Origin of the sequence: Pseudomonas sp. W2-17, from assembly GCF_041060445.1 — a bacterium.
GTDB lineage: Bacteria > Pseudomonadota > Gammaproteobacteria > Pseudomonadales > Pseudomonadaceae > Aquipseudomonas.
Genome location: NZ_JAUFNS010000043.1, coordinates 1 through 24,969, shown reverse-complemented (window position 1 = coordinate 24,969; position 24,969 = coordinate 1). Strand labels below are relative to the sequence as shown.

19 protein-coding genes are annotated in these 24,969 nt (G+C 60.0%); 7 read left to right on the top strand and 12 right to left on the bottom strand.

Annotation, left to right across the window (positions count from 1 at the left end):
- Positions 1-515: 515 nt before the first annotated feature.
- Entirely contained in the window at positions 516-2,192 is a 1,677-nt protein-coding gene (locus QWI20_RS27215; RefSeq protein ID WP_369308062.1) for an NAD-dependent malic enzyme, read from the top strand.
- A 62-nt stretch (positions 2,193-2,254) separates the two neighbouring features.
- Here the strand turns inward: QWI20_RS27215 and QWI20_RS27210 are convergent, their stop codons facing one another.
- The 3 genes from QWI20_RS27210 to QWI20_RS27200 all read right to left on the bottom strand — a co-directional run bounded on the left by QWI20_RS27210 (position 2,255) and on the right by QWI20_RS27200 (position 5,744).
- The gene (locus QWI20_RS27210) at positions 2,255-3,019 is read right to left on the bottom strand and encodes a 2-keto-4-pentenoate hydratase (RefSeq protein ID WP_369308061.1); all 765 of its coding nucleotides are present in this window, start codon (positions 3,017-3,019) and stop codon (positions 2,255-2,257) included.
- 92 nt (positions 3,020-3,111) lie between these two features.
- On the bottom strand, positions 3,112-4,410 hold the full coding sequence (locus QWI20_RS27205) for an MFS transporter (protein ID WP_369308060.1): 1,299 nt from the start codon (positions 4,408-4,410) through the stop codon (positions 3,112-3,114).
- A 122-nt stretch (positions 4,411-4,532) separates the two neighbouring features.
- On the bottom strand, positions 4,533-5,744 hold the full coding sequence (locus QWI20_RS27200) for an alanine--glyoxylate aminotransferase family protein (RefSeq protein ID WP_369308059.1): 1,212 nt from the start codon (positions 5,742-5,744) through the stop codon (positions 4,533-4,535).
- Between the two features lie 161 nt (positions 5,745-5,905).
- Here QWI20_RS27200 and QWI20_RS27195 point away from each other — a divergent pair, with 161 nt between their 5' ends.
- Both QWI20_RS27195 and QWI20_RS27190 read left to right on the top strand, forming a co-directional pair.
- Positions 5,906-6,631, top strand: a complete 726-nt coding sequence (locus tag QWI20_RS27195) for a GntR family transcriptional regulator (RefSeq protein WP_369308058.1) — start codon at positions 5,906-5,908, stop codon at positions 6,629-6,631.
- Between the two features lie 36 nt (positions 6,632-6,667).
- On the top strand, positions 6,668-7,921 hold the full coding sequence (locus QWI20_RS27190; protein WP_369308056.1) for a glycine hydroxymethyltransferase: 1,254 nt from the start codon (positions 6,668-6,670) through the stop codon (positions 7,919-7,921).
- A 490-nt stretch (positions 7,922-8,411) separates the two neighbouring features.
- Here QWI20_RS27190 and QWI20_RS27185 read toward each other — a convergent pair whose 3' ends face one another.
- From QWI20_RS27185 to QWI20_RS27150, 8 genes are all read right to left on the bottom strand, one after another.
- Positions 8,412-9,386, bottom strand: a complete 975-nt coding sequence (locus QWI20_RS27185; protein ID WP_369308055.1) for a restriction endonuclease — start codon at positions 9,384-9,386, stop codon at positions 8,412-8,414.
- A gap of 175 nt (positions 9,387-9,561) precedes the next feature.
- Complete coding sequence (locus tag QWI20_RS27180; protein ID WP_369308054.1) at positions 9,562-10,476, bottom strand: HNH endonuclease; 915 nt, start codon at positions 10,474-10,476, stop codon at positions 9,562-9,564.
- 208 nt (positions 10,477-10,684) lie between these two features.
- Complete coding sequence (locus QWI20_RS27175; RefSeq protein ID WP_369308053.1) at positions 10,685-11,218, bottom strand: transposase; 534 nt, start codon at positions 11,216-11,218, stop codon at positions 10,685-10,687.
- 178 nt (positions 11,219-11,396) lie between these two features.
- Complete coding sequence (locus tag QWI20_RS27170) at positions 11,397-13,769, bottom strand: DEAD/DEAH box helicase family protein (protein ID WP_369308052.1); 2,373 nt, start codon at positions 13,767-13,769, stop codon at positions 11,397-11,399.
- 265 nt (positions 13,770-14,034) lie between these two features.
- Positions 14,035-15,282 carry a ribonucleotide-diphosphate reductase subunit beta gene (locus QWI20_RS27165; RefSeq protein ID WP_133777019.1) on the bottom strand — a complete coding sequence of 416 codons (1,248 nt, stop codon included), beginning with the start codon at positions 15,280-15,282 and terminating at the stop codon, positions 14,035-14,037.
- Positions 15,283-15,923: 641 nt separating this feature from the next.
- On the bottom strand, positions 15,924-16,541 hold the full coding sequence (locus QWI20_RS27160; RefSeq protein WP_369308051.1) for a putative adenosine monophosphate-protein transferase Fic: 618 nt from the start codon (positions 16,539-16,541) through the stop codon (positions 15,924-15,926).
- On the bottom strand, positions 16,541-16,711 hold the full coding sequence (locus QWI20_RS27155; protein ID WP_282366739.1) for a YhfG family protein: 171 nt from the start codon (positions 16,709-16,711) through the stop codon (positions 16,541-16,543). The genes QWI20_RS27160 and QWI20_RS27155 overlap by 1 nt, the downstream gene beginning before the upstream one ends.
- 239 nt (positions 16,712-16,950) lie before the next feature.
- Entirely contained in the window at positions 16,951-19,866 is a 2,916-nt protein-coding gene (locus QWI20_RS27150) for a ribonucleoside-diphosphate reductase subunit alpha (protein WP_369308049.1), read from the bottom strand.
- 630 nt (positions 19,867-20,496) lie between these two features.
- On the opposite strand from QWI20_RS27150, the gene QWI20_RS27145 reads away from it, so the two are divergent.
- Genes QWI20_RS27145 through fhuF form a run of 3 tightly spaced genes read left to right on the top strand, consistent with a single transcriptional unit; the run spans position 20,497 to position 23,609 of the window.
- Positions 20,497-21,234 (top strand): response regulator, encoded by a 738-nt coding sequence (locus QWI20_RS27145; protein ID WP_369308048.1) that lies wholly within the window; start codon positions 20,497-20,499, stop codon positions 21,232-21,234.
- Between the two features lie 3 nt (positions 21,235-21,237).
- Positions 21,238-22,878 carry an ATP-binding protein gene (locus QWI20_RS27140; protein WP_369308047.1) on the top strand — a complete coding sequence of 547 codons (1,641 nt, stop codon included), beginning with the start codon at positions 21,238-21,240 and terminating at the stop codon, positions 22,876-22,878.
- Positions 22,836-23,609 carry a siderophore-iron reductase FhuF gene (fhuF, locus tag QWI20_RS27135; RefSeq protein WP_369308063.1) on the top strand — a complete coding sequence of 258 codons (774 nt, stop codon included), beginning with the start codon at positions 22,836-22,838 and terminating at the stop codon, positions 23,607-23,609. Before QWI20_RS27140 ends, fhuF begins: the two co-directional genes overlap by 43 nt.
- Here the strand turns inward: fhuF and QWI20_RS27130 are convergent.
- The gene (locus tag QWI20_RS27130) at positions 23,560-24,285 is read right to left on the bottom strand and encodes a 4'-phosphopantetheinyl transferase (RefSeq protein ID WP_369308046.1); all 726 of its coding nucleotides are present in this window, start codon (positions 24,283-24,285) and stop codon (positions 23,560-23,562) included. The two genes, fhuF and QWI20_RS27130, sit on opposite strands and share 50 nt — an antisense overlap.
- A 326-nt stretch (positions 24,286-24,611) precedes the next feature.
- Here QWI20_RS27130 and QWI20_RS27125 point away from each other — a divergent pair.
- A partial coding sequence (locus tag QWI20_RS27125; RefSeq protein WP_369308045.1) for a hypothetical protein occupies positions 24,612-24,969 on the top strand: 358 nt, incomplete at its 3' end.

Genomic DNA, 24,969 nt, shown 5'->3' with positions numbered 1-24,969 from the left:
GAAGAGGCCGGTATGTACAACACAATATGTGCAGTGTGACGCCTGACGCCTTCCCGGCTAAAGCCAGTCCCACAGGGTATGCGGCATGAACCAATTCAATGGGTGTACGCGGTGTTTAGTGGGACCGGCTTCAGCCGGGAAGAGGCCGGGATGTACAACACAAGATTTGCAGCGAGACACCCGACGCCTTCCCGGCTAAAGCCGGTCCCACAGGGTATGCGGCATGAGCCAATTCCCTGGGTGTACGCGGTGTTTAGTGGGACCGGCTTCAGCCGGGAAGAGGCCGGTATGTACAACACAATATGTGCAGTGTGACGCCTGACGCCTTCCCGGCTAAAGCCAGTCCCACAGGGTATGCGGCATGAACCAATTCAATGGGTGTACGCGATGTCTAGTGGGACCGGCTTTAGCCGGGAAGAGGCCAGGTCAAGCGCCGCAGATTTCCATTCGCGCATTGGCTTTCCAACCCAAAGGTGTACATTGAATTCAAAATACAATTAGCACAGGAGACAGACATGACCCATGCCACTGATCGCACCTTGCAAGTCCCTTTCGCCGGTCCCACGTTGTTGGGCACTCCACTCCTGAACAAAGGCACGGCATTCAGCCTCGCCGAGCGTGAGGCCCTGGCCCTGCAGGGCCTGCTGCCGGAACGCGTCGAAACCATCGAGCAGCAGGCGAGCCGCGCCTATCACCAGTACCAGGCCTGCACGACCGATCTGGACAAACACATTCTCCTGCGCTCGATCCAGGATTCCAACGAAACACTCTTCTACCGCGTCGTCGACGACCATCTCGACGAGATGCTGCCGATCATCTACACCCCCACCGTCGGCAAAGTCTGCCAAGAATTTTCCCGCATCTACCGCAGCCATCGCGGCTTGTTCATCAGCATCGCCGACAAGGACCGCATCGACGAGATCCTCAACAACGTCACCAAAGACAACGTCAAAGTCATCGTCGTCAGCGACTGCGAACGCATTCTCGGCCTTGGTGATCAGGGCGTCGGCGGCATGGGCATTCCCATCGGCAAGTTGTCGCTGTACACGGCGTGCGGCGGCATCAGCCCGGCCTACACGCTGCCGGTGGTGCTCGACGTCGGCACCAACAATCCGGCGCTGCTGGCGGATCCGCTGTATTTCGGCCGTGGCCAGGAGCGTGTTCGCGGCGCTGAATATGATGCGTTCGTGCAGGCATTCGTCGAAGGCGTTCAGCGGCGTTGGCCAGAAGCCATTCTGCAATTCGAAGACTTCGCGCTGACCAACGCCATGCCCCTGCTGGCGCGCTTTCGCGATCAACTCTGCTGCTTCAACGATGACATTCAGGGCACCGCGGCAGTCACCGTCGGCACCTTGCTGGCCGCCTGCAAGATGAAGGGCCAGCGCTTGTCCGATCAGACCGTCGCCTTTGTAGGCGCCGGGTCAGCGGGTTGTGGGATCGCCGAGCAGATCATCGCCGCCATGCAGCTGGAAGGTTTGTCCGAAGCCAAGGCGCGCAGCCAGGTGTACCTGCTCAACAGCAAAGGGTTGCTGACCGATCGCCAGCCGGGCCTGTACGATTTCCAACAGCGCCTGGCCCACTCCAGCGAATCGTTGAACGACTGGAATTTCAGCGCCCACTGGCCCTCGCTGCATGAGGTGGTCAGCAACGCCAAACCCACGGTGCTGATTGGTGTGTCGGGCAAGGCCGGACTGTTCACCCAGCAGATCGTCGAGACGATGCACAGCCACTGCCCGCAGCCGATCATCATGCCGCTGTCCAATCCGACTTCGCAGATCGAAGCGCACCCCAAGGATATTCTGCAATGGACCGACGGGCAGGCGCTGGTGGCGACGGGCAGCCCGTTTCTGCCCATCGAGGTGCTGGGCAAGACTTTTCCCATCGCCCAGTGCAATAACTCCTACATCTTCCCCGGCATCGGCCTCGGCGCCATCGCGAGCAAGGCGACCCGCGTCACCGACGGCATGCTGATGGCATCGGCCCAGGCGCTGGCTGAGTGCGCAGCGGCAGGACAGATGTTGCCGCCGTTGCGGGATGTTCAAGCGGTCAGCAAGCGCATCGCGTTTGCCGTCGGCATGGCGGCCCAGCGCGACAGTGTGGCGCCACCGCAATCGGAAGAAGAATTGTCAGCGGCCATCGAAAAGGACTTCTGGCAGCCGGTTTACCGCTCGTACGTTCGCCGCCCTGACTAAACGCTGCACAGCAAAAAGAACCCGCCACATCGGCGGGTTTTTTATCGCAGCGAGGTACAGCGTCAAGCCAGCGTCAGTGAGACCGGTGGCAATCCGTCGATCTGTCCCAGCACCTCAGCCATGCCCTGGGCGAAGTGCATGCCGGTATAAGACCCCGTGGTGATCACGAAATCCTCGGGCAACGGCAGACCGTTCAGGGTGTGATGGTTGACCAGCCACGGCAACAACCGGCGCGGGTCGCCCGCAGGATTGGCGACCTTCGACGGCACAACGCTCTCGCCATTCAGCGTGAATGAAAGCGTCGGTTCAACGAAGGGAAAAGTCACGTTATAGGGTACGAAATCACCCACCACCAGGGCGCCGTGGTTAAGCAGATCAGCTAATTGCGTCAGTGGCTCGATCTTCGGCCACGCCGCGAACCGGCTGGAGACCACCTCGATAGCCGCCGCCATCTCGCCAATGCCGGCCATGACCTCCTCGTCGCTGTACGCCTCATCCCGAGGACTGAAGGTGCGGTGGAAGCGGAAGGCGATTTCTAGCTCCAGACCCACTGGCGGATAGACGCTGCGGTCCAGCGTGCCGGTCGACGGGAACAGGCAGTCGCGGGGCAGCGGCGAGCCCTGAATCGGCCCGTCAGCGGATTTCGAACCGATCTTCCAGCCGCCGGCCTCAACGCCTCGCAAGCGCAGGATTTTCTGTTGCGTGAGGTACGCCGCGTCCCGGTCTGGCGGGTTCAGGTCGAACTCCAGCTCGGCCAACAGCTCATGCTTGATCTGTGCATCGACGATCAGCTGCGCCAGGCGCGAAGGTTGGGTGTCAGTGTCCAAAAGGGTGCTCCATTGAAGGGGTTCGATTGCAGCGTGCGGGGCTGAAGCTTTATGGATCAGAACGCCGCCCGAAGGCGGCTCCCGTTGTGGCTTTATTTACTGACCACCGGCGCCGGTTCCGCACTCGCTGTCAGAGGCGCAGCCGGCTGCCCGTAGTCAAACTTGTTCTGCGGCTTCATGCGGAACGACAGCACCACGCCGATCGCCAGCAGAACAATGCTGACCAGAAACGGCAGCTGCCAGTTGCCAAACTTGTCGATCAACAGACCGGCGGCCACCGGGCTGACGATGGCGGCCATGGCCGATCCGGTGTTCATCATGCCGCTCGCGGTACCGCAATGGTCCGGCGCGATGTCCATCGGAATCGCCCACATTGGGCCAATCGTCATCTCCGAGAAGAAAAACCCGATGGCCAGGCAGGCCAGGGAAATGTGCATGTCCTTGGTGAACATCAACGGCACCAGCGACAGCAGCGTCAGGCCCAGGCACACGGCGACCATCAGGCTGCGCGCCTTGTTCAGGTCCTTGGTCCGCGTATAAATGCGGTCGCTGACGATACCGCCCAACGTATCGCCAACCACGCCGCCAAAGAACACCGTCGACGCGAAAATCGCCGTGCCCTTCAAATCCAGGCCCATGTTCATGAAGTACATCGGCACCCAACTGAGCAGCAGCCACAGCGTCCAGCCGTAGCAGAAGTAAACGATCGTGACTGGGGCCATACGCTTGAACAGGCGACCCCACGGCAGCACAACATTGGACTTAACTTTCGGCGGCGGCAGGGTGTCCAGTTCCTGCTTGGAGATGCGCGGGTGGTCTTTCGGGTGCTCGGTGAACACCGCCATCCACAAGATGACCCAGACGAAGCTGGTGGCCGCGCAGACGTAAAACGATTCGCGCCATCCATACGTGGCCATCACCGCGATCATCGCTGCCGGCGCCAATGCATTACCGAGGCGGGCGAAGGCGTGGGTGATGCCTTGGGCGAAGCCGCGTTTTTCCTTGGGAATCCAGCGGGACATTGCCGCTGTTGCAGCCGGGAAGGTGGCGCCCTCACCAAGGCCGAGTAATATCCGCGCGACGATCAGCGAAACGAAGCCGCCGGCCAGACCCGTCAGCACCGTGGCGCTGGCCCAGATCAGCCCGCACACCACCAGCGTTCGCTTGGCGCCGAATCGGTCGCTGACCCAGCCGCCGATGATTTGGAATATCAGATAGGGGTACGCGAAGGCCGAGAAGACGATGCCGATCTCGGTTTTGCTCAGATTGAATTCTTTACCGAAACCGACGGCGGCGGTGCTGACATTGACGCGGTCCAGGTACGTAATGAAATACATGGCGCACAGCATGAACAGCACCACCGTGGTGGGGCGCAGACGTAAAAACTTCATGTGCTATCTCCAGTTTCTTATTGTGTTCGCTGACAACGCGATGATTCGGGATAGTGAGATGTGTCAAAAAAGCTGCGGGAGTGCCGCAGCCGGGCGGAGCGGGGTGGAGACGGAGCGGCGCGTCAGTCGCGTCGCAGCGGCACCGTTTGCCCTCCCAGGTAATCCATGGCGGCCAGAACGCCGCTGGACTGAAGTTTTACGCCGGCCATCTGCAGGCCCATTTCGCAGCCGGTGAGGGTGGCCATCAGCATCAGGTCGTTGCAGTCGCCCAGGTGGCCGATGCGGAACATGCGGCCTTTCATCTTGCCTAGGCCGGTGCCGAGGGACATGTCGAAGCGCTCATAAATGGTCTTGCGCACCTGGTCGGCGTCGATGCCTTCAGGTGTCATCACGCCGGTCAGCACGGGGCTGTAAACGCTCGGGTCAGCGCACTGGATTTCCAGGCCCCAGGCCCTCACGGCGGTGCGGCAGGCTTTTGCCAGACGGTTATGACGGATGAACACATTGTCCAGGCCTTCGCCGAGGATCATGTCCAGCGCTTCGGACAAGCCGTACAACAAGTTGGTATTCGGCGTGTACGGCCAATAACCGGTCTTGTTCATCTCGATGATCTCGTCCCACGCCCAGAAACTGCGCGGCAAACCGGCGCTTTTGCTGGCCTCGATGGCTTTGGGCGACAGGGCGTTGAAGCTGATGCCCGGCGGCAACATCAGGCCTTTCTGTGAGCCGGAAACGGTCACGTCCACGCCCCACTCATCATGACGATAGTCAGCGGAGGCCAGGCCGGAGATCGTGTCGACCAGCAGCAGGGCAGGGTGGCCCGCCGCATCAATGGCCTTGCGCACGGAAGCGATATCCGAAGTCACGCCGGTGCTGGTCTCGTTGTGCACGACGCAGACAGCCTTGATGCGATGCCCGCCGTCAGCGCGCAGGTGGTCTTCGATCATTTGCGCATCGACGCCACCGCGCCAGCCCTCAATGCCGGGCCGACCGATGAACTGCGGCTTGAGGCCGAGGCTCAGCGCCATCTTCTGCCACAGCGTCGCGAAGTGGCCGGTCTCGAACATCAACACTTCGTCGCCCGAGCTCAGGGTGTTGCACAGCGCCGCTTCCCACGCACCAGTGCCCGACGCGGGATAAATCACCACCGGATGCACGGTCTTGAAGATCTGCTTGATGCCTTCCAGCACCTTGAGCCCTAGCGCGCCGAACTCAGGGCCGCGGTGGTCAATGGTGGGGTAACTCATCGCGCGGAGGATGCGATCCGGCACCGGACTAGGCCCCGGAATCTGAAGGAAGTGGCGACCGGCAGGGTGGAAATCGAGCTTCAGCATCGGTGTCTCCTTGTTTTTATAATTTGGTATTTTGAATTCAAAATTAACTTAGCACAGGGCAATGCTGTGTCAAACGGCCTAATTACGCTAATCTTCCCAGCGAACTGGAGCATTTTCGAATAAGGACTCGGCGCTAGAGCGGGTCCCGGAAGGATTTTTGAATGCAAAATATTGAAGAAATGAGCGCACAGCCCGACGCCCGGCCAATGCCAAAAGTCGAACGCCAGCGCCTGCACGACATCGTCATTGATCACTTACGCGGCTTCATCACCGAAGGCGTGCTCCCTCCGGGCACCAAGCTCAACGAACGCGAGCTGTGCGAAACCCTCGGCATCTCCCGCACGCCATTGCGTGAAGCGCTGAAAGTGCTGGCCGTGGAAGGGTTGATCGAAATCAACCCGAACCGTGGCGCCAGCGTTGCCCGCATGTCGGAGCTGGAGATCCGCGAAACCTTCGAACTGATGAGCGGCATCGAAGCCTTCGCCGGAGAGCTGGCCTGTGAGCGCATCACCGCCCAGGAAATCGAAGACATCAAAGCGCTGCACTACGCCATGGTGGTCAGCAAAAACCAGAACGACCTGCCGGGTTACTACCAGCGCAACCGCGCCATCCACGACCTGATCAACCTGGCCGCACGCAACTCGGCGCTGCGTCAGGTCTACCTGTCACTGAACCGGCGCATCCACGCATTACGTTTCCTCTCCAACCATCAGGCGCCGAAATGGGACCGCGCCCTGCACGACCACGAAGAAATGATCGAAGCCCTGCAAGCCCGGGACGGCAAGCGCCTGAGCAGCATCCTGCGCCACCACCTGCTGGAAAAACGCGACGCCCTGATGCTGCTCGTCAGGGATGAATCCGAGCACCCGGACTCCATTCGCCGTTGAGTGATTGTTGATTAGCCATTAAGGGAGCTGCCGACCATGCCCCGTGACCTTGATGCCTTGCTCGCCGCCTGTGCCGACCGATTGCCGCAGCTGGAAACCCAGCGCCTGATGCTCTACGCCGGCGCCAACCTCCCCAGCGCCCGCGCCATCGCCGCCTACAACCCCGCGCTCGGCGCCTACCCGGCGATGGGCCCAACCGGCCACAAAGAACAGCCGGACACCGAACTGGTCAGCGAGCTTGAAACCTTCACCCGCCAGGCGGCCATGACCCTGTTCGGCGCGGCATGGGCGGAAGTTCGATTGGCCAGTTGCACCCTGGCCAACCTGGCCATCTTCCACGCCTACTGCCGACCGGGCGACAAAGTGCTGGCACCCGCCGCTGAGCACGGTGGACATCTGAGCCAGCGCCGTGGCGGGACTGCAGAATTGGCAGGTCTGGTGGTTGAAGACCTGCCGTTCGACCGCCGCAACTGCCAGCTGGATGCAGAGCGCGCGGCGGAAATGATCACCCAAACCCGCCCCAGGCTTGTCGTGCTCGGACGCAGCGTCATGATCAAGGCCGACGACATCGCCCCCGTGGTCAGCGCGGCCCGTGCGGTCGGCGCCAAAACGCTGTTCGACGCCTCCCACGTGCTGGGCCTGATCGCAGGCGGCACCTACCCCAACCCCTTTGACGCCGGCGTCGATCTCATCAGCAGCTCCACCTACAAAACCTTGCCCGGACGCCCGCAAGGGCTGGTGCTTGGCCGCGACCCGGACGATGCATTCGCTCTGCGCGAGTTGCTCGACACCCGGATGCTTGCCAACTACGACGCCGGCCGGCTGCCCTCCCTGGCGGTCACCCTCACCGAAGCCCAGGCCACCGGCCGCGAATATGCCGCCAGCATTGTCGGCAATAGCGCGGCGCTGCATCGCGCGCTGGTCGATGCGGGCTTGCCTGTCATAGGGGCGAATGACGGTGAGGTGCACACCCATCAACTCTTACTGCCGCTGTCACTTGATGCTGATCCGCGGGCTGTGATGCACGCGTTGCAGGCGCAGGGGATTCTGATCGGGACTTGTGTTGATCCCTCATCCGCCGGGCATCATGCGCTGCGGTTGGGGACGCAATTTGTTACCCGGCAGGGGATGGACGCGTTGGATATGGTGGATGTGGCGCGATTGCTGGGTGATGTTTTGCACGTTGGCGCTTGTGGTCGGCTTGATGCGCGCCCGGTCGCTGATACGGCGCAGATGGCAGGTCGGATTCAGCAAATGCTGAGCAAAAAAAAGCCGCTGGGGAGCGGCTGAAGTTTGGAGCTTGGAGGCACCACGTCGGGAGCAACGACGTAGCGAAACGACAGAAACAAAATGCTAAAAGCTGATCAGGCGTTTGACGTTCTCCGGCTTGGGTGTGGATTTCCATCGTTTCTGCGCTGGGCGGGTTCGATGGGGTGAGGCCACTTTAGGAACGATGGGCGGCGGGGGCAAATGAAACCCGGGTAACTATTTGTTAGCGAAAATGTTATGTGGGGAAGGGGGCTTGGGCGGGAACTTTCAGGGGTTCGTGGTGCTTCGCGGCACGGCGCTTTGTATGAGTGCCGCCAGATAGTTCCTGCCAGGCACACATCCACTGTAGGAGCGCCCTTGCCCGCGAAAATCGTGTCAGCACCTGATTCGTCACTGATACGCCGCCATCTCATAACGCCGCTAGAGTGTTTGCGCGGCGGTGGCTTGTTGATGCGAGGTTTATGCGGAGCACGTCAGGGGTTGGCTGACGCGCTCATTTGGTCTGGCGGCGTTACTTCACCGTCATCGGCGCGAAAATCGCCCGGATCCCACGGCATTTCGGATAAGCCACACACCCCCAGAAATTCCCGCCAGCGTTGGCGCCGGTTCTCGCGACACGTATCACCATGGTTTTGCGGCAGTGCGGGCAAAGGGGTGCAGCAGGTTCAGGCTCGACTTCTCGTGTGACGGGTGGCATCGCGGTTGGAGGTGGCGCTTGAACGGGAATCGGAGCTGGAGCGGGACTTGGCGTAACGACGACCGCCGGCTCAACGATGGCGGGCTCGACACGCTCTGGAGCCACCTCGACCGTCGGCCGTGGACCGGGCTTCTTCGCTTCGGCGATCCACTGCTTCAGCACCGTACCGTCGACCAGTTGCACGTTGCGACCTTCTGCAAAATCCCTCGCCGGTTTGGTGAACGTCCCACTGGTGACAACGAACCCACCGACAGCGCCCTCAGCCGCCATCGCGCCATACAACTCCCGCACCACCGGCACACCCACCTGCACTGAACGCCATTGTTTGCACTGCACCACGTACGTCTCGCCGTCCTTGCGTGCGATCAGATCAATGCCGCCGTCCGGGCCGTTTTTGCCTGTTTCTCGTACTGAGTAGCCGCGCCGACGTAAGGCTTCACCCACCAGTAATTCGAACTCGTGCCAGGTGATGCTGAGCAGTGGGTTGCCTTTGGTGGTGGCGGCGGATTCGAGGAGATTGCGGCGTTTGCGGCGGCCGATGATTGAGGCGATGGCTCCGGCAGTGAAGATGAATGGCAGGAGGTACTGGCCAATCATTGCTCCGGTGTGCGCCATGGTGCCGAACACTACCGACTGCAAATGTTGAGGGTCGGCGTAAACGGGCATTGGCGCGGTTGCTACCGAGTGCAGGTAAACGCCGGAGCTGATCGCGATCAGCGCGCTGAGCCACCAAGGTAATTTGCTGGCGATATGAAATAAGTCGTCGAAGAGGGAGGTTTTCTTGGCCATGTCCTTGGTCTTTTGTTTGGTCCGTGAGGGTGGAGATTTTGCGAGCGCTCAAGAATCTGTAGGATTGAGCTTGCTCGCGATGCGGCGTGGCGGATAACCATGTATCGGCAGGATTACTCACACCGATAGAGCATTCACTTGTACCTACGTTGGTACTGCGGACTTTTTCGATCTTTTATCTTTGCAAAGCTTTGGCTAATGCATTCTCCTTCGTCATTATCGCGACACGAAGTTCTTCATTCTTCTTGCTGCCATCTTTCCCGTAGTGAATCTCGCGATGGCACGTCGGACACACCCCGCCCACGAAGTTGGGATGATCCAATCCCCCGTCAGAAAGTCGATTTACATGGTGGGGCTCTAGGTATGGAGCGCCGTCGACTTTGTAGAAGGGGGCAGGTTTTCCGCAGCTCTCACAGGTCCCATCTGCTCGCAGTAACACGTAGCGTTTTACTTTTTTACTCCGAGCGTAAACAGTTTTTAACACAAGGTTTTGGTCTCCCTCAGGCGTGTCGGAAGCCTCAAGCGCCGTCTTTCTTGCGGCCGAGAGCGACATGTCCACCGCCTCGTCTTCTTCGTTATCTGCATCAGGTTTGACCTCATCCTGCACATTCACGCTCACGGGGACTAAGCGGAAGACGATAGTTCGTCTCTTGTTGCCGTGTTTGTCGAGGCCTTCGCCCCATTCATAACTTGCACAGCAGAACTCATCTAGATAGCGATGTCCTTTTCCGTGACCCAGCGATTCAAATAGGTGCAGCGCTCGCCCCTCACGCGCATGGTTCAGAATCGCGAGGTTTCCTTTCGACAGCGTCATGTCTCCGGTCTGACCTTCCCCTGTGTAGGAGTAGACACCCAGGTCGTCTTTCTTATCGTGGTAGCCGTACTGCTCCCCGGATTTACCGGTGAATATGAAAACAGCACTCGATTTTGTTGAGCGAGTAATTCCCGGCTGATAGCTGCCTCCATAGGGGAGGTGGATGTCGCGCTGTCGTTGGTAGATTTCTCCTTTGGTGAAGCGCGGCTGAGCGCGCTCAGGCTGAGTAGAGTCAACCTCCTTTGACGACATCCTCTGGCTTAACGTGGGGAGCACTGTTCCATTCCGCGTGTAGGAAAAATTACCTAGCACTGTACGAATGGTTTGGATTTTTGGCTAGTAGCCTTACGCCTCTTATCCTTGGCCTCGCGATTAGCCGATCCCCTCAGACTTCGGGCGGGCTACCACCTTGATTTCAAAGTTCAGGTGATCCGATCGTTCCCACGCTCTGCTTGGGAATGCAGCCCAGGACGCTCCGCGTCCATCAGTACCAACGCTGCACGTCGATCAGCCCTTTCTCCCCTTGGTAATCCCGCGCACTCGAATATCGCCATTGCTCCCCCGAGTCCACATACCCTCGCTTCACCGGGTTCTGATGTATGTAGTCGAGCTTCTGCTGCATGACACTCTCGCTGTAGACCATTTCCGCATGCACGCCCTCCTGCCAGACCTGATAAACACGGTCCACCTTATGCGCGCGCTTAGCGAATCGAAGTCGCTGGAGAGTGCTTTCAGCATGGGCGAGTTGGAGGTAGTCGATGATGTTTCGCGCCGTGTAGGACTTGAAGCCAGCCACGGATTTTGCAAGGTCTGGAGACTGAGCGAGATAGTGAAGGTGATTTTCTAAAACGACATACCCATAGAGCTGTAGACCTTGATTCGCTTGTTGAAAGCGCCAAGTGTTAAGCACGTTATCGACCAAGGCCGGGCGGGTGAACAGGGGCAGCCATTCAACGATTGTGCAGGTCAGGAAGTGAGGTTCGTCGATTTCAGTAATCGTGTAGCGGCTTCGGCCCATGGATTCATCCTTTAATCTGAAATGGGGGCGGAGCGTCGAAGGCTAGTGGAGGCGGGCGGTTGGTAAACCGAGTTGGTGTTGCTGGGTGCTTCGGTAGAGTAGTTGGCCCCTACCCTAACGGGCACGCCAGTCCCGTTGGGTTCGCTAACGCGCTCTTGATCGAGGTCGCAGCAGAGTCTTACAAAAGGGGCATTGAGCTGAATGAATCGACCAGCCGGTAACCCATCGCTCTGTAACCCGCTTTGCGTTTCTCCCACATTCTCAATAACGCGGCGTTGCCTTCGTCTACAAAGTCGATGACATGTACGTCGGACTTAGCGGCGTGCTCCCGGTGCAATCGTCCCGCGTATTGTTGCAGGATCCCCCGCCAAGAAATCGGCATCGCCAGTACGAGAGTATCTAAAGGCGGATGGTCAAAACCCTCGCCGATCAGGGTGCCGGTGGCCAAAAGCACTCGCGGCGCATCTTCAGGCAGAGACTCCAATGTGCTGATTAACGACGCCCGCTGCTTTTTGGGCATGCGTCCATGCAGTGTGTATAAATTCTCGACATGCTTTCTTAGTGCTAAGTCGAGTTTCTCTACATGTTCTGTGCGCTGTGTAAGCACCAGCACTTTTCGGCCATGCCGATAAGCATTCACCACGGCAGAAACGATGACGGTCGCGCGTTGTGAGTCATCGGCCAGTTGCCTGAATACTTCCTGAATGCCCGAGCCCTCTGGTACGACGATGGGGCCAGTTAGCATGCGAGGCGTCACCGATAGGTCATGAGGGGCACTGGCAGGACGGGTAGCTGTATGACGAATGGGCCCGCATTGCATGAAAATGATGGGATGCTGCCCATCACGGCGAATCGGGGTTGCCGTGAGTCCCAGCACGTAGCGTGCGGATGAGCTGCGTAACAGGGCTTCGAAAGATACCGCAGACAGATGATGGCATTCGTCGACAATGATCTGGCCGTAGTTCTTCACCAGCGCACTGATCTCTCCTTTGCGCGACAACGATTGCATGACGGCTATATCGACTTGGCCGGTAATCTTCGGCTTACCGCCGCCAATGGTCCCGACGAGGTCTTTGCCGACGCCGAGGAAAGCTTGCAATCGTTCTTGCCACTGCCTTAAAAGCTCCGTTCTATGGACCAACACCAACGTGTTCACCCTACGCCTCGCAATAAGCGCGGCTGCACTTACTGTTTTACCAAACGCTGTCGGCGCGCAAAGAATTCCGGTGTCGTGGGCCTGCACGGCCGTGACGGCGTCTTCTTGGTCGGGGCGTAAAATGCCCATGAAACTGACAACTAGAGGTTTGCCTGCGAAGCGCTCGTCCCCCACAAGTAGCTTAATTTTGTGCTCATCCATTAACTTCTGCACTGAATCCCAGCAGCCGCGGGGCAGGGCGATATGCTTCGGAAAATTCTGCGCGCAACCGATGACTCTGGGCTTATTCCATACCGACAGGCGCATCGCTTGTGCCTTGTAGAATTCGGGGTTCTGGAACGCCGCTAGGCGGATCAACTGATTGCTCAACGGCTGAGGCAGCTGCGCCTTTTCGAAGTAGATTAAATTCGCCAGAGTGATAGTTAGGGTAGTAGGCAGCGGGCAGTTGAATTTTTGTGATTGTGATCCCTGATCTTTCCAAGGCTGCGCATTTTCCTGCTCGTCAACATAGGCAACGGCCACTGGGTCCCGGTTGCCCGTAGCGTCCGTAATCACAGGGTGGATCCGCGCTGGATCCATCCGTTGGAGATTAGCCAGAAACGTCCACTGATCGGCGTAGGGCGTAAGGTCGGCGTCCACAAACACGCTGTGTTGCTGTGCCCTGGCGCGTTTTTGCAGCGGTAGTGCAATCAAGTTGCCGAAGCCACCTTTGGGCATGGTGTCCTGATTAGGAAACAACCGGTCGTAGGAGCTGAGGGATAGTTGCCGCGTACGCTCGCAGGCGTGGCTAATGATCGCTGCTCCAAGACGGCGCGCGTCACTGGCAAGCACCTTATCCTCAAAAAATATCCAAGCATGGGCGCCGTTCCCAGAACGTGAAATTTCCAGGGCCACGGGCACGCCGAGCGCATCGCAGGACCGCGCGAATGCGCGCACATCATCGCGCCACTCAGACTCATCGAAGTCAGCCGCTAAAAAGAAGCAGGTGTCGTCTTTGAGGAGGGGATAAACACCTACGACTACCGCGCCTGCAAGATGCCGAAAGATGACGTCGTCATTCACCTCTAGAAGTTGGCGCTGGTGGCAGTCGCCGCACTTAATCCGCGGCTTTTCGCAGATGCCCGGGCGCCACTCATTTCCACATGCAGGTGCATAACCAGATTTGCCGCTTTTGCCTTCCCAGCGGAGTGGGTAGATATCGGTGCGACCTTTGAACAGGCTACGAAAGAGCGCGACTTTGCTTTGGGTATCTAGCGCGTATGACGATTCAATGGGCGTCAGAGGTATAAGTGCGGGCTCGGCGCGCGGCTGCCAATTGATGCCGTGAGCGTCGAGCAAGGCGATTAGCCGAGCGTTTTCAGCTTTAAGTGCATCCAGCAACTCTGGGTCTGTCACCGGTTGAGCCTTCGGTATAAGTTTGAGAAGAGAGTTACGGTTAGGGCTAAGGCTATCAGCGGCGGGATGGGGGATCAAACTAGCGGGTCGACGCGGAGCGTCGGTGGCTGCATTCCCACGCGGAGCGTGAGGAACGATCATCAGTGTCCGTACGCAATGTTTTGATTGGGAGTCCTTGAGTCCTGCTCGGCAGTCAGCAGCGCAACAAAAAGGGCCACCATTTCTGGCAGCCCTTTCGTGTGCAGCTCACTAAGTCGAGATCAAATCAATCCCAGCTCAAAGCTCCACCCGTCTGATACTCAATAACCCGCGTCTCAAAGAAATTCTTCTCTTTCTTCAAGTCCATGATCTCGCTCATCCATGGGAACGGGTTAGTCGTCCCCGGGTACTCTTCCTTCAAACCAATCTGGCTCAAACGACGGTTCGCGATGAACTTGAGGTAGTCCTCCATCATCGCTGCGTTCATGCCGAGCACGCCTCGGGGCATGGTGTCGCGGGCGTATTCGATTTCCAGTTGGGTCCCTTGCAGGATCATCTGGGTTGCTTCTTCCTTCATTTCGGCATCCCACAGGTGTGGGTTTTCGATTTTGATCTGGTTGATCACGTCGATGCCGAAGTTCAGGTGCATGGACTCGTCACGCAGGATGTACTGGAACTGTTCTGCGACGCCGGTCATTTTGTTGCGGCGACCCATGGAGAGGATCTGGGTGAAGCCGCAGTAGAAGAAGATGCCTTCCAGGACGCAGTAGTAGGCGATCAGGTTGCGCAGCAGTTCTTTGTCGGTTTCGACGGTGCCGGTTTCGAACTTCGGATCGGAGATCGAACGGGTGTACTTCAAGCCCCAAGCTGCCTTTTTGGCGACTGACGGGATCTCGTGGTACATGTTGAAGATCTCGCCTTCGTCCATGCCCAGCGATTCGATGCAGTACTGGTAGGCGTGAGTGTGGATCGCTTCCTCGAAGGCCTGGCGCAGGATGTACTGGCGGCATTCAGGGTTGGTGATGAGGCGATACACGGCCAGCACGAGGTTGTTGGCAACCAGGGAGTCGGCGGTGGAGAAGAAGCCGAGGTTGCGCAGGACGATGCGGCGCTCGTCGTCGGTCAGGCCTTCCGGGTCTTTCCAGAGGGCGATGTCCGTGGTCATGTTGACCTCTTGCGGCATCCAGTGGTTGGCGCAGCCGTCGAGGTATTTCTGCCAGGCCCAGTCGTACTTGAAAGGCACGAGCTGGTTGAGGTCGGCGCGGCAGTTGATCATGCGTTTTTCGTCGACCGCGACGCGGGCGGCGGAGCCTTCGAGTTCGGCAAGACCTTCGGCGACGTCCAGTTTGTCCAGCGCGGCTTTGGCGCGGGCAATGGCGTCGGAGTCGTTTGCGCTGACGGCGCGGGCTTCAAGCGCAGCAGCACCACCGGCGCTGTCGAGTTTGTCCATCGCGGCTTCGGAAGCGTGGCCGGCGTTGGCGCCTTTGGCGGGTTCAGCTTCGTCGGTCTTGTCGAATTCGTCCCAGCTCAGCATGGTGAGGAGGCTCCTGCTAGAGGACCGGTTTTACGCGGCCTGTGGATTTGAGTAATCGGTTTGCTGCTGTTGTGACACGGGTCACGCCATACAGCGGTCGAGAGAAGGCTCTCTTGAAACTAGTGTGTTCGGGGTTCCGGTGGAGGCGGTCAGGCGCTAGGGCCGTCACCCGGGAGAGGAGCAAAACGCTGACACGGCAGGCACGTGGTGACCACGGAATTTCGGTCGGCTTTGGCTGCACAGTGGGTCATGGCGTTGTCCTTGATTGGGGGGCGCGAGTATACGGAAATTTGCTCCGCACGTCTCCGCTGAAGGCCTTCTATCCGTCATTTCCAGCCCTCATTCGATATCACGAACACGAGCTGAATTCTTCTTGACCTAATAACGATTCACTGATTGCGAATCGCCTATGTTGTGGTCGCAGGCGTAAGAATACACACGATATGGTGTTTGCGAAACTGAGATTTTGCAGATGCGCCGGTGTGCTTGATTCAAATCAACATCATGGAAATAGCCATAGCCTTGAGAGTCACGGGAGCCGTGGCCCATCACCCCAGTGGCATGAGCTTGCCATCCGTCGGTTCGAGCAGCGTCTATCTGAGGTATTCCGGTTGCGCATCGAAACGAAGGGGCGGCAGGCTTTATTCAAGGGGTTTGAAATCAACCCCAATCGCCCCCCCAACACACCGCTCAAACACCCGCACCATCCCCTCATAATCACACCCCACCGCATCCACATTCGCCCGTATCCATTCCTCTGCCTCCACCGGCCACCAACTGATCTCGAACCCGGCATTCACAATGATGTGCTCGAACAAAATCCGCTGCGCCCGCCCATTCCCCTCACGAAACGGATGAATCACGTTCAGATCACCAAACAGCTCCGCACTCGCCGCAATCAAGGCTCCCCGATCCAGCTCCTGAAACCAGTTCGCGTCGGCCAACACCTTGAACAGCTTGTTGGCCTCGGGCTCGATGCGGTGGGTCACGCAGAAGTGGGTCTGGTCTTTAGAGATGTCGACCGTGCGCAGTTCGCCCGCCCAATCGTAGAGATCAGCGAACAGCTGGCGGTGGATGGCTTGCAGGTAGGGCAGGTCGTACGGAGGAGGGGAGAAGTCGATGGCTTCGGCGGCGACTTCGGACAGGTCGCGCTCGGCTTGCGCCAGGGTTTTTGCGTCGGTGAGGTCGAGACGGTTGCGCAGCACGGTGCTGCCGGGCGAACAGTAAGGGTCTTGTCCGACGCCGTATTTGTCGACCATCAGGCCTGTTTTTTGCGGTAGCTGTTGAGCAGTTCTTCCCGGGAGGGCAGGCGGCGTTCGGAGTCGGCGGGCGAGCTCTCGAAACCTTCCAGACGCAGGCTGGCGGCGTAGTTGGAGCGGCGCGTTCTGGCGCAGTAGGCTTTTTTGGACTCTAGCGAGGCAGCTGGCATGGGGCGTTCTCCTGGCTTGGCAAGAGGGGAGTGTAGCTGAAAGGGGGGAGGGACAGCGAGGGCCGGGAGCGTTTGGGCTCCCGGGTCGCGGTGTTGCGTGAACCGCTTCGCGAGCAAGCTCACTCCTACAGGGGACTGTGGTGTGAGCGAGAGCTTCGCGAGCAAGCTCACTCCTACAATTGAGCGAGCTGGTCGCGGGCAAGCGCGCGCCTACAGAGAGGTGCGCTTGTCAGCGGGTGTTACTGGCAGGCTTCGCAGTCCGGCTCGTCGATCGCGCAGGCTTTCGGCACTGGCGCTGGACCGGCCGGTGCAGCTTCGGCTGGACGCGGGGCGGTGATCGCCGAGTCGTCCGGGCCGTGGCCACCGCTGGAAACGGCGTTCAGCTTGCCGGTGTTGATGGTCGACTTCTCGGTGCTGGTCGCGGCCAGAGCACGGAGGTAGTAAGTGGTTTTCAGGCCACGGTACCAGGCCATGCGGTAGGTCACGTCCAGCTTCTTGCCCGATGCGCCGGCGATGTACAGGTTCAGCGACTGCGCTTGGTCGATCCACTTCTGACGACGGCTGGCCGCGTCAACGATCCACTTGGTGTCCACTTCGAACGCGGTCGCGTAGAGGTCTTTCAACTCCTGCGGGATGCGCTCGATCTGCTGCACCGAACCGTCGTAGTACTTCAGGTCGTTGATCATGACCGAGTCCCACAGGTCGCGGGCTTTCAGGTCGCGAACCAGGTACGGGTTGATCACGGTGAATTCGCCCGAGAGGTTCGATTTCACGTACAGGTTCTGGTAGGTCGGTTCGATCGACTGCGACACGCCGGTGATGTTGGCGATGGTTGCGGTCGGTGCGATGGCCATGATGTTCGAGTTACGAATGCCTTTCTGAACGCGAGCACGCACAGGCGCCCAGTCCAGGCTTTCTTCCAGGTCGACGTCGATGTACTTCTGGCCACGCTGTTCGATCAGGATCTGTTGCGAATCCAGCGGCAGGATGCCTTTGGACCACAGTGAACCCTGGAACGTCTCGTAGGCACCGCGCTCGTCCGCCAGATCGCAGGAAGCCTGGATCGCGTAGTAGCTGACGGCTTCCATCGAGCGGTCGGCGAATTCTACGGCGGCATCGGAACCGTAAGGAATGTGCTGCAGGTACAGCGCGTCCTGGAAGCCCATGATGCCGAGACCGACCGGACGGTGACGGAAGTTGGAGTTCTTCGCTTGCGGCACCGAGTAGTAGTTGATGTCGATCACGTTATCGAGCATGCGCACGGCAACGTCGATGGTGCGCTTGAGCTTGTCGGTGTCCAGCTTGCCGTCGACGATGTGGTTCGGCAGGTTGATCGAGCCCAGGTTGCAGACCGCGATCTCGTCCTTGTTGGTGTTCAGGGTGATCTCGGTGCACAGGTTCGAGCTGTGAACCACGCCCACGTGCTGCTGCGGCGAACGCAGGTTGCACGGGTCCTTGAACGTCAGCCATGGGTGGCCGGTTTCGAACAGCATGGACAGCATTTTGCGCCACAGGTCTTTGGCCTGAATGGTCTTGAACAGCTTGACCTTGCCCGGGTACTCGGTCAGCGCTTCGTAGTACTCGTAGCGCTCTTCGAAGGCTTTACCGGTCAGGTCGTGCAGATCCGGCACTTCGGACGGCGAGAACAGGGTCCACTTGCCGTCGTCGAAGACACGCTTCATGAACAGGTCAGGGATCCAGTTGGCGGTGTTCATGTCGTGGGTACGACGACGATCATCACCGGTGTTCTTGCGCAGCTCGATGAACTCTTCGATGTCCATGTGCCAGGTTTCCAGGTACGCACAGACAGCGCCTTTGCGCTTGCCGCCCTGGTTCACTGCAACGGCGGTGTCGTTGACCACTTTCAAGAAAGGCACGACGCCCTGGGATTTGCCGTTGGTGCCCTTGATGTAAGAGCCCAGCGCGCGAACCGGGGTCCAGTCGTTGCCCAGACCGCCTGCGAATTTGGACAGCATGGCGTTGTCGTGGATGGCGTGGTAAATGCCCGACAGGTCATCCGGAACGGTGGTCAGGTAGCAGCTCGACAGCTGTGGACGCAGGGTGCCGGCGTTGAACAGTGTCGGGGTCGAGGCCATGTAGTCAAAGGACGACAACAGGTTGTAGAACTCGATGGCGCGGTCTTCGCGGGCTTTCTCTTCGATCGCCAGGCCCATGGCCACACGCATGAAGAAGATCTGCGGCAGTTCGAAACGGATACCGTCTTTATGGATGAAATAACGGTCGTACAGGGTCTGCAGGCCCAGGTAAGTGAACTGCTGATCGCGCTCGTGGTTGATCGCCTTACCCAGTTTTTCCAGGTCGAATTCGGCCAGCACAGGGTTCAGCAGTTCGAACTGGATGCCTTTCTCGACGTAAGCCGGCAGCGCCTTGGCGTACAGGTCGACCATTTCGTGGTGGGTGGCGCTTTCGGCGACACCGAGGAAACCCAAGCCTTCGGCACGCAGGGTGTCCATCAGCAGGCGCGCGGTGACGAACGAGTAGTTCGGCTCACGCTCAACCAGGGTACGCGCGGTCATGACCAGTGCAGTGTTGACGTCGGTCAGCGCAACGCCGTCGTACAGGTTCTTCAGGGTTTCGCTCTGGATCAGGTTGGCGTCAACCTCGGCCAGGCCTTCGCACGCTTCGGTGACGATGGTGTTCAGGCGGCCCATGTCCAGCGGCGCGAGGCTACCGTCTTTGGCGGTGATGCGAATCGACGGGTGCGCTTGCACGGTGGTTTCGCCAGCGGTGCGACCGGCACGCTCCTTGGAGCGCTCGTTGCGGTAGATCACGTAGTCGCGGGCGACTTTCTGCTCGCCGGCGCGCATCAGCGCCAGTTCGACCTGATCCTGGATTTCTTCGATGTGGATGGTGCCGCCGGACGGCATGCGGCGCTTGAAGGTCGCGGAGACCTGTTCGGTCAGGCGCGCAACGGTGTCGTGGATACGCGACGAGGCGGCAGCGGTGCCGCCCTCAACTGCGAGAAAGGCCTTGGTGATGGCGACGGTGATCTTGTCATCGGTGTACGCAACGACGGTGCCGTTACGCTTGATCACACGCAGCTGACCCGGAGCGGTGGCGGACAGGTCCTGCTGGTTCGCACCTGTCTGCGGCGCGGTGGCCTGCGGATTCTCGCGAGTTGTGTCTGTTTGCATGGGTGTCTCCACGTTCTCTAAGTTTGTTTGGGCGCAAATGAAGCGCCCACCGTTTCGTCTTGCGGCAGTGAACTGACAAACGTCAGGCCATGACTTCAGGACGAATGGGAAGGCGGGTTCACCTTCCCTGGCGTTGAAGTCGAAAAGGGCGCCGGACTTGAGCCCGTCACCCGAAAAACTGTTGCAGAATGCGCGTGTGATGTTGCAACACGTGTGCCGCTGCGCGCAGATCCCAAGGCTGGGTGGTCTGCCATTCGCGCTGGCGGGGTAGAGCGGTAGATTCGGGGGTTATTCAGCCCTTCCTGCACACGCAATGCGCGAGAAAAAAACCTTGAAATCGCGCCCTGACTTGTGTTTGAGATTTGGGCGAAAACCCCACATGTAGGGTCTCCGCCGTCGAAGGGCTACAAGATATGCGTTTCGGACACTTACTGCAACGCATGGCCTGTGGATAAAGCTGTGTGTAATTTGTGTGTGAAACGGCGAAATCCCGTGTAGGCCGCATGGCGTCTGGGATGAGCGCTTTGTCGGCGGCTAAAATCATTTTTTCGGGATTTTTGCGGGCGTGAACGCTATCGCAAAAGGCCGTTGCGCAAGCACTATTAATAAGAAAAAACAAGGAGCCTCACCGTGCAGCCACAACCTTGGCAGGTGCTGATCGTCGAGGATGACCAGCGGCTGGCCGAACTCACCCGCGACTACCTCGAAAACAACGGCCTGCGCGTGAGCCTGGAAGGGGACGGCGCGCGGGCGGCGCAGCGAATCATCGACGAGCAGCCGGATCTGGTGATTCTCGACCTCATGCTGCCCGGCGAAGACGGCCTGAGCATCTGCCGCAAGGTGCGCACCCACTATGACGGCCCGATCCTGATGCTCACCGCGCGCACCGACGACAGTGACCAGATTCAGGGTCTGGACATGGGCGCCGACGATTACGTTGGCAAACCGGTGCATCCCCGGGTCCTGCTTGCGCGCATCCATGCGTTGTTAAGGCGCAGCGAAACTGTCGAAAGCCCCGCCGAGGAACAGCACCGGCTGGAATTCGGCGCGCTGGTGGTGGACAACACCCTGCGCGAGGCCTGGCTCAATGACCAGAGCGTCGAGCTGACCAGCGCCGAATTCGATCTGTTGTGGCTGTTGGTCGCCAACGCCGGGCGCATCCTTTCCCGCGAAGAAATCTTCACGGCCCTGCGCGGCGTCGGCTACGACGGCCAGGACCGCTCCATCGACGTGCGCATTTCGAAAATCCGCCCACGCATCGGCGACGACCCCGATCACCCGCGCCTGATCAAGACCGTGCGAAACAAGGGCTACCTGTTCGTGCCCCACGCCGCCGCGCAACTGCCCTCCCTCAAGCGCGACGGCTGACCGATGAACTCCATCTTCCTGCGCATTTATGGCGGCATGCTCGGCGTCCTGGTGCTGGTGGCGTTGCTGGGTGTGCTGACCCTGCATCTGGTCAACGCCGTGCGCGCCGATCAATACCGCGAGCAGTTGGCCCACGGCACCTTCACGCTGATGGCCGACAACCTGCGCGGCATGGACAGCATCGAACGCACTCGCGCCCTCGCGGTGTGGGAGCGTCTGCTGGGTATCCCGCTGACCTTGGAAACCGCCGAGCACGCGCATCTGGACGGCAGCGCGCGCAACCGGCTGAGTCGCGGGCAGGTGGTGGTTGAGCAGACCGGGCCCCATGCCGCGCAGGTATTTCGGGAGGTCGAGCCTGGGCTGTTGGGCAACCCGTCCAGCGGTTTGCTGGTGACCGGCGAGGTGCGGCAGATCAGCGAGCAACTGGCCCGCGCCACTATCTTTCTGTTGCTCGACGAGCTGGTGCGTCTGCCGGTCGATGAGCAGCCGGCGCGGCTTGAAGCGTTGCGCCAGAGCAAGGGTTTCGGCTTCGACATGCAGCTGATCCGGCTGGAGAAGCTGGATGTCGACGATGACCAGCGTCGGCGCATCGACGAGGGCGACACGGTAATGGCGCTGGGCAAAGGCGGCGATTCGATCCGCGTGCTGTCCGGCGTTGGCGAAACCCCGTGGGTGCTGGAGATCGGCCCGCTGTTCCAGATGAACCCCTATCCGCCGGAGCTGCTGATCCTCATCGCGTTTCTCGGTCTGTGCCTGATCGGTCTGGTGGTTTATTTGCTGGTGCGTCGGCTCGAGCATCGGCTGCGCGGGCTGGAAGCGGCGGCCACGCAGATCGCCCAAGGCAGCCTGGAAACCCGGGTGCCCGCAGCAGGCGCGGATTCGGTCGGGCGGCTGGCGTCGGCGTTCAACGGCATGGCCGAGCACCTGCAGCGTTCGCTGATGATCCAGCGCGAACTGGTCCGCGCGGTATCACACGAGCTGCGCACGCCGGTGGCGCGGTTGCGTTTCGGGCTGGAAATGATCAACGACGCCACGACCCCGGAAGCGAGGCAAAAATACATGGTCGGCATGGACAGCGACATCCAGGACCTCGACAAGCTGGTTGACGAGATGCTCACCTACGCGCGCCTGGAGCAGGGCGCGCCGACCCTGAATTTCCAGCGCATCGACCTCGACGCCCTGATCGAGCAGGTGATTGCCGAACTGGCGCCGCTGCGGCCGCATATCAGCGTCAGGCGGGGGGAGTGCGTTGATGCGCTGCATCGTGTCGGATCGGACAGCGAGCATTGGGTGGAGGCCGAGCCGCGTTACTTGCACCGGGCGCTGCAGAATCTGCTGAGCAACGCCATGCGCCATGCCGAGTCGGAGGTGCGGATTGGTTATGAACTGGGTGAGGAGCGCTGTCGCATCGACGTCGAGGATGACGGCCCCGGCGTGCCGGAAAGTGCCTGGGAGCGGATCTTCACGCCGTTCATGCGCCTGGACGACAGCCGCACCCGGGCGTCGGGCGGCCACGGTTTGGGGTTGTCGATTGTGCGCCGCATCATCCACTGGCACGGCGGCCGCGCGCTGATCGGGCGCAGCCAAACCCTCGGCGGCGCCTGTTTCAGCCTGGCCTGGCCCCGCCAGCAGGAGGGCGCGTGATGTTCGACGGGGCACTGGCCGGGTTTGCCCGAACGGTGGTGGTCGATCAAACGCGACCTGTGGTGCCGTTGACCGAGCTGTTGCGGGATGACGCTCTGGATCGCTTGCTGCTGAAGGTGTATGGGCCGGAGTTGGTGAGGGAGCAGTTGCCGGTGCTGGTGTCGCAGTGGATGAAGTACTACGCGATGCAGCTGATTCCGCCGGTGGTGGTGGCGAGTCTGGCCCATGGCCTGGGTTGGCCGCTGGGGCTGGACCGGCTGAGTTTCGCCCTGCATGAACGGGGGGTTCTGGATGGGGTGCAGTTTGACGGGGCCGTTACGCAGGTGCTGGTTTCGGATGACCCGTTCGAGCGTTTTGCGCCTCTGCTGGAGAACCTTCAGCAGGTGATCGACCGCTTGAGTGCCTACGGCGATGTGCCGGCGGCGGTGCTGTGGGGCAACGCCGGGGATTATCTGGAAACCTGCTTGCGGCAGCTGTCCGCAGCGAGCGACGTTTCTCTTGGTGCTGGGTATGGCTTGTTGCGTGAAAGGCTGAGGCCGGATGGGCGGCGCAATCCGCTGTTCCAGTCCGTTAGCTATAGAGAGAGGGATGGGCAAACGGTCCGGCAGCGGCGCACGTGCTGCTTGAGTTATCGGGTGGAATGGGTGGGGCGGTGTGAGCATTGTCCGCTGGGCGCGGCCCTCAGCCCCGAATCGCCACCAGACTCAACAGCTGCCCGTCCTGAGCGCTGAACTGTGCGTCCAGCTCCTTGCCGTTGTGCCATTCCGGCGACAGATCGATGTTCAGCCGCAGCCGCGCGTTGCCGTCCTCTGACCATTCCAGCAGTTCGGCGTCCTCGAAATAGAAGCGCTTGAGCACGATGGGGTAGAGGGCCTTGAACAGGCTTTCTTTCAGGGAAAAGGTCAGGGTGACGACCTTGGCCGCTTGATGTTCGGGCCCGGCGTTCAGGCGCTGCATTTCCGCGGGCGTCAGAATCTCTCCGGCCAGACGCACGGCGCGCTCGTTGCTCATCAGCTGTTCGACGTCCAGGCCCAATCCGCGCCAATCGGTTTTGCGCGCGACGATCGCGGCGGCCCAGCCGGTGCTGTGGGTGATCGAACCGGTGAGGTCCTGCGGCCAGATTGGGGCGCGGTCCTCGCCGATGAGGGGGACGTGGGAGCGGCCGTCCAACTGGCGCATTGCTTCTCGCGCGCACAAACGACCGGCGAGGAATTCCGTCTGCCGCTTGGCCACCGACCGCTGAATGGAGGCGGGCGGCTCGATGAGACAGCGCTGAAAGTCGCCGTCGATGAGCTTTTGCGGATCAAACCGACTGCTCACCAACACCACCTCCGCCAAGCTGTGCGGCAAGGGCCAGTGAGCGGTGAGGGCGGGGCAACAGTCGGGCAGTGTCGGGGATCGAGTCATGCCCGGCATTCTGCCGGAACCGCGGTGTTGGGCGCAAAACCGGTTTGCGGGCAGGCAAACCGTCTTCGCGAGCAAGCTCGCTCCCACAATGGACTGCGTTGCCCGGGATTTCAGCGTCACCCCCGGTCATGCGCAGAACTGCATTCCAGTGAATGCAAAATCCAAGGCGAGCCCAAAACCTGTGGGAGTCAGCTTGCTGACGAATGCGGTGGGTCAGGCAAAGTTGATGGCACAGGCAGACCGCATTCGCGAGCAAGCTCACTCCTACAGGAGATGTGTGTTGCCCCGAGACTTCAGCGTCATGCACAGAACCTGTGGGAGTCAGCTTGCTGACGAATGCGGTGGTTCAGGCAAAGTTGATGGCACAGGCAGAAAGCATTCGCGAGCAAGCTCACTCCTACAGTGGATCGGCGTTGGCCGGGGTTTCAGCGTCATGCACAAAACCTGTGGGAGTCAGCTTGCTGGCGAATGCGGTGGGTCAGGCGAAGTGGATGGCACAGGCAGAAAGCATTCGCGAGCAAGCTCACTCCTACAGTGGATCGGCGTTGGCCGGGGTTTCAGCGTCATGCACAAAACCTGTGGGAGTCAGCTTGCTGACGAATGCGGTGAATCAGGCGAGGTGGATGGCACAGGAGGAAATCATTCGCGAGCAAGCTCGCTCCTACAGGAGATGTGTGTTGCCCC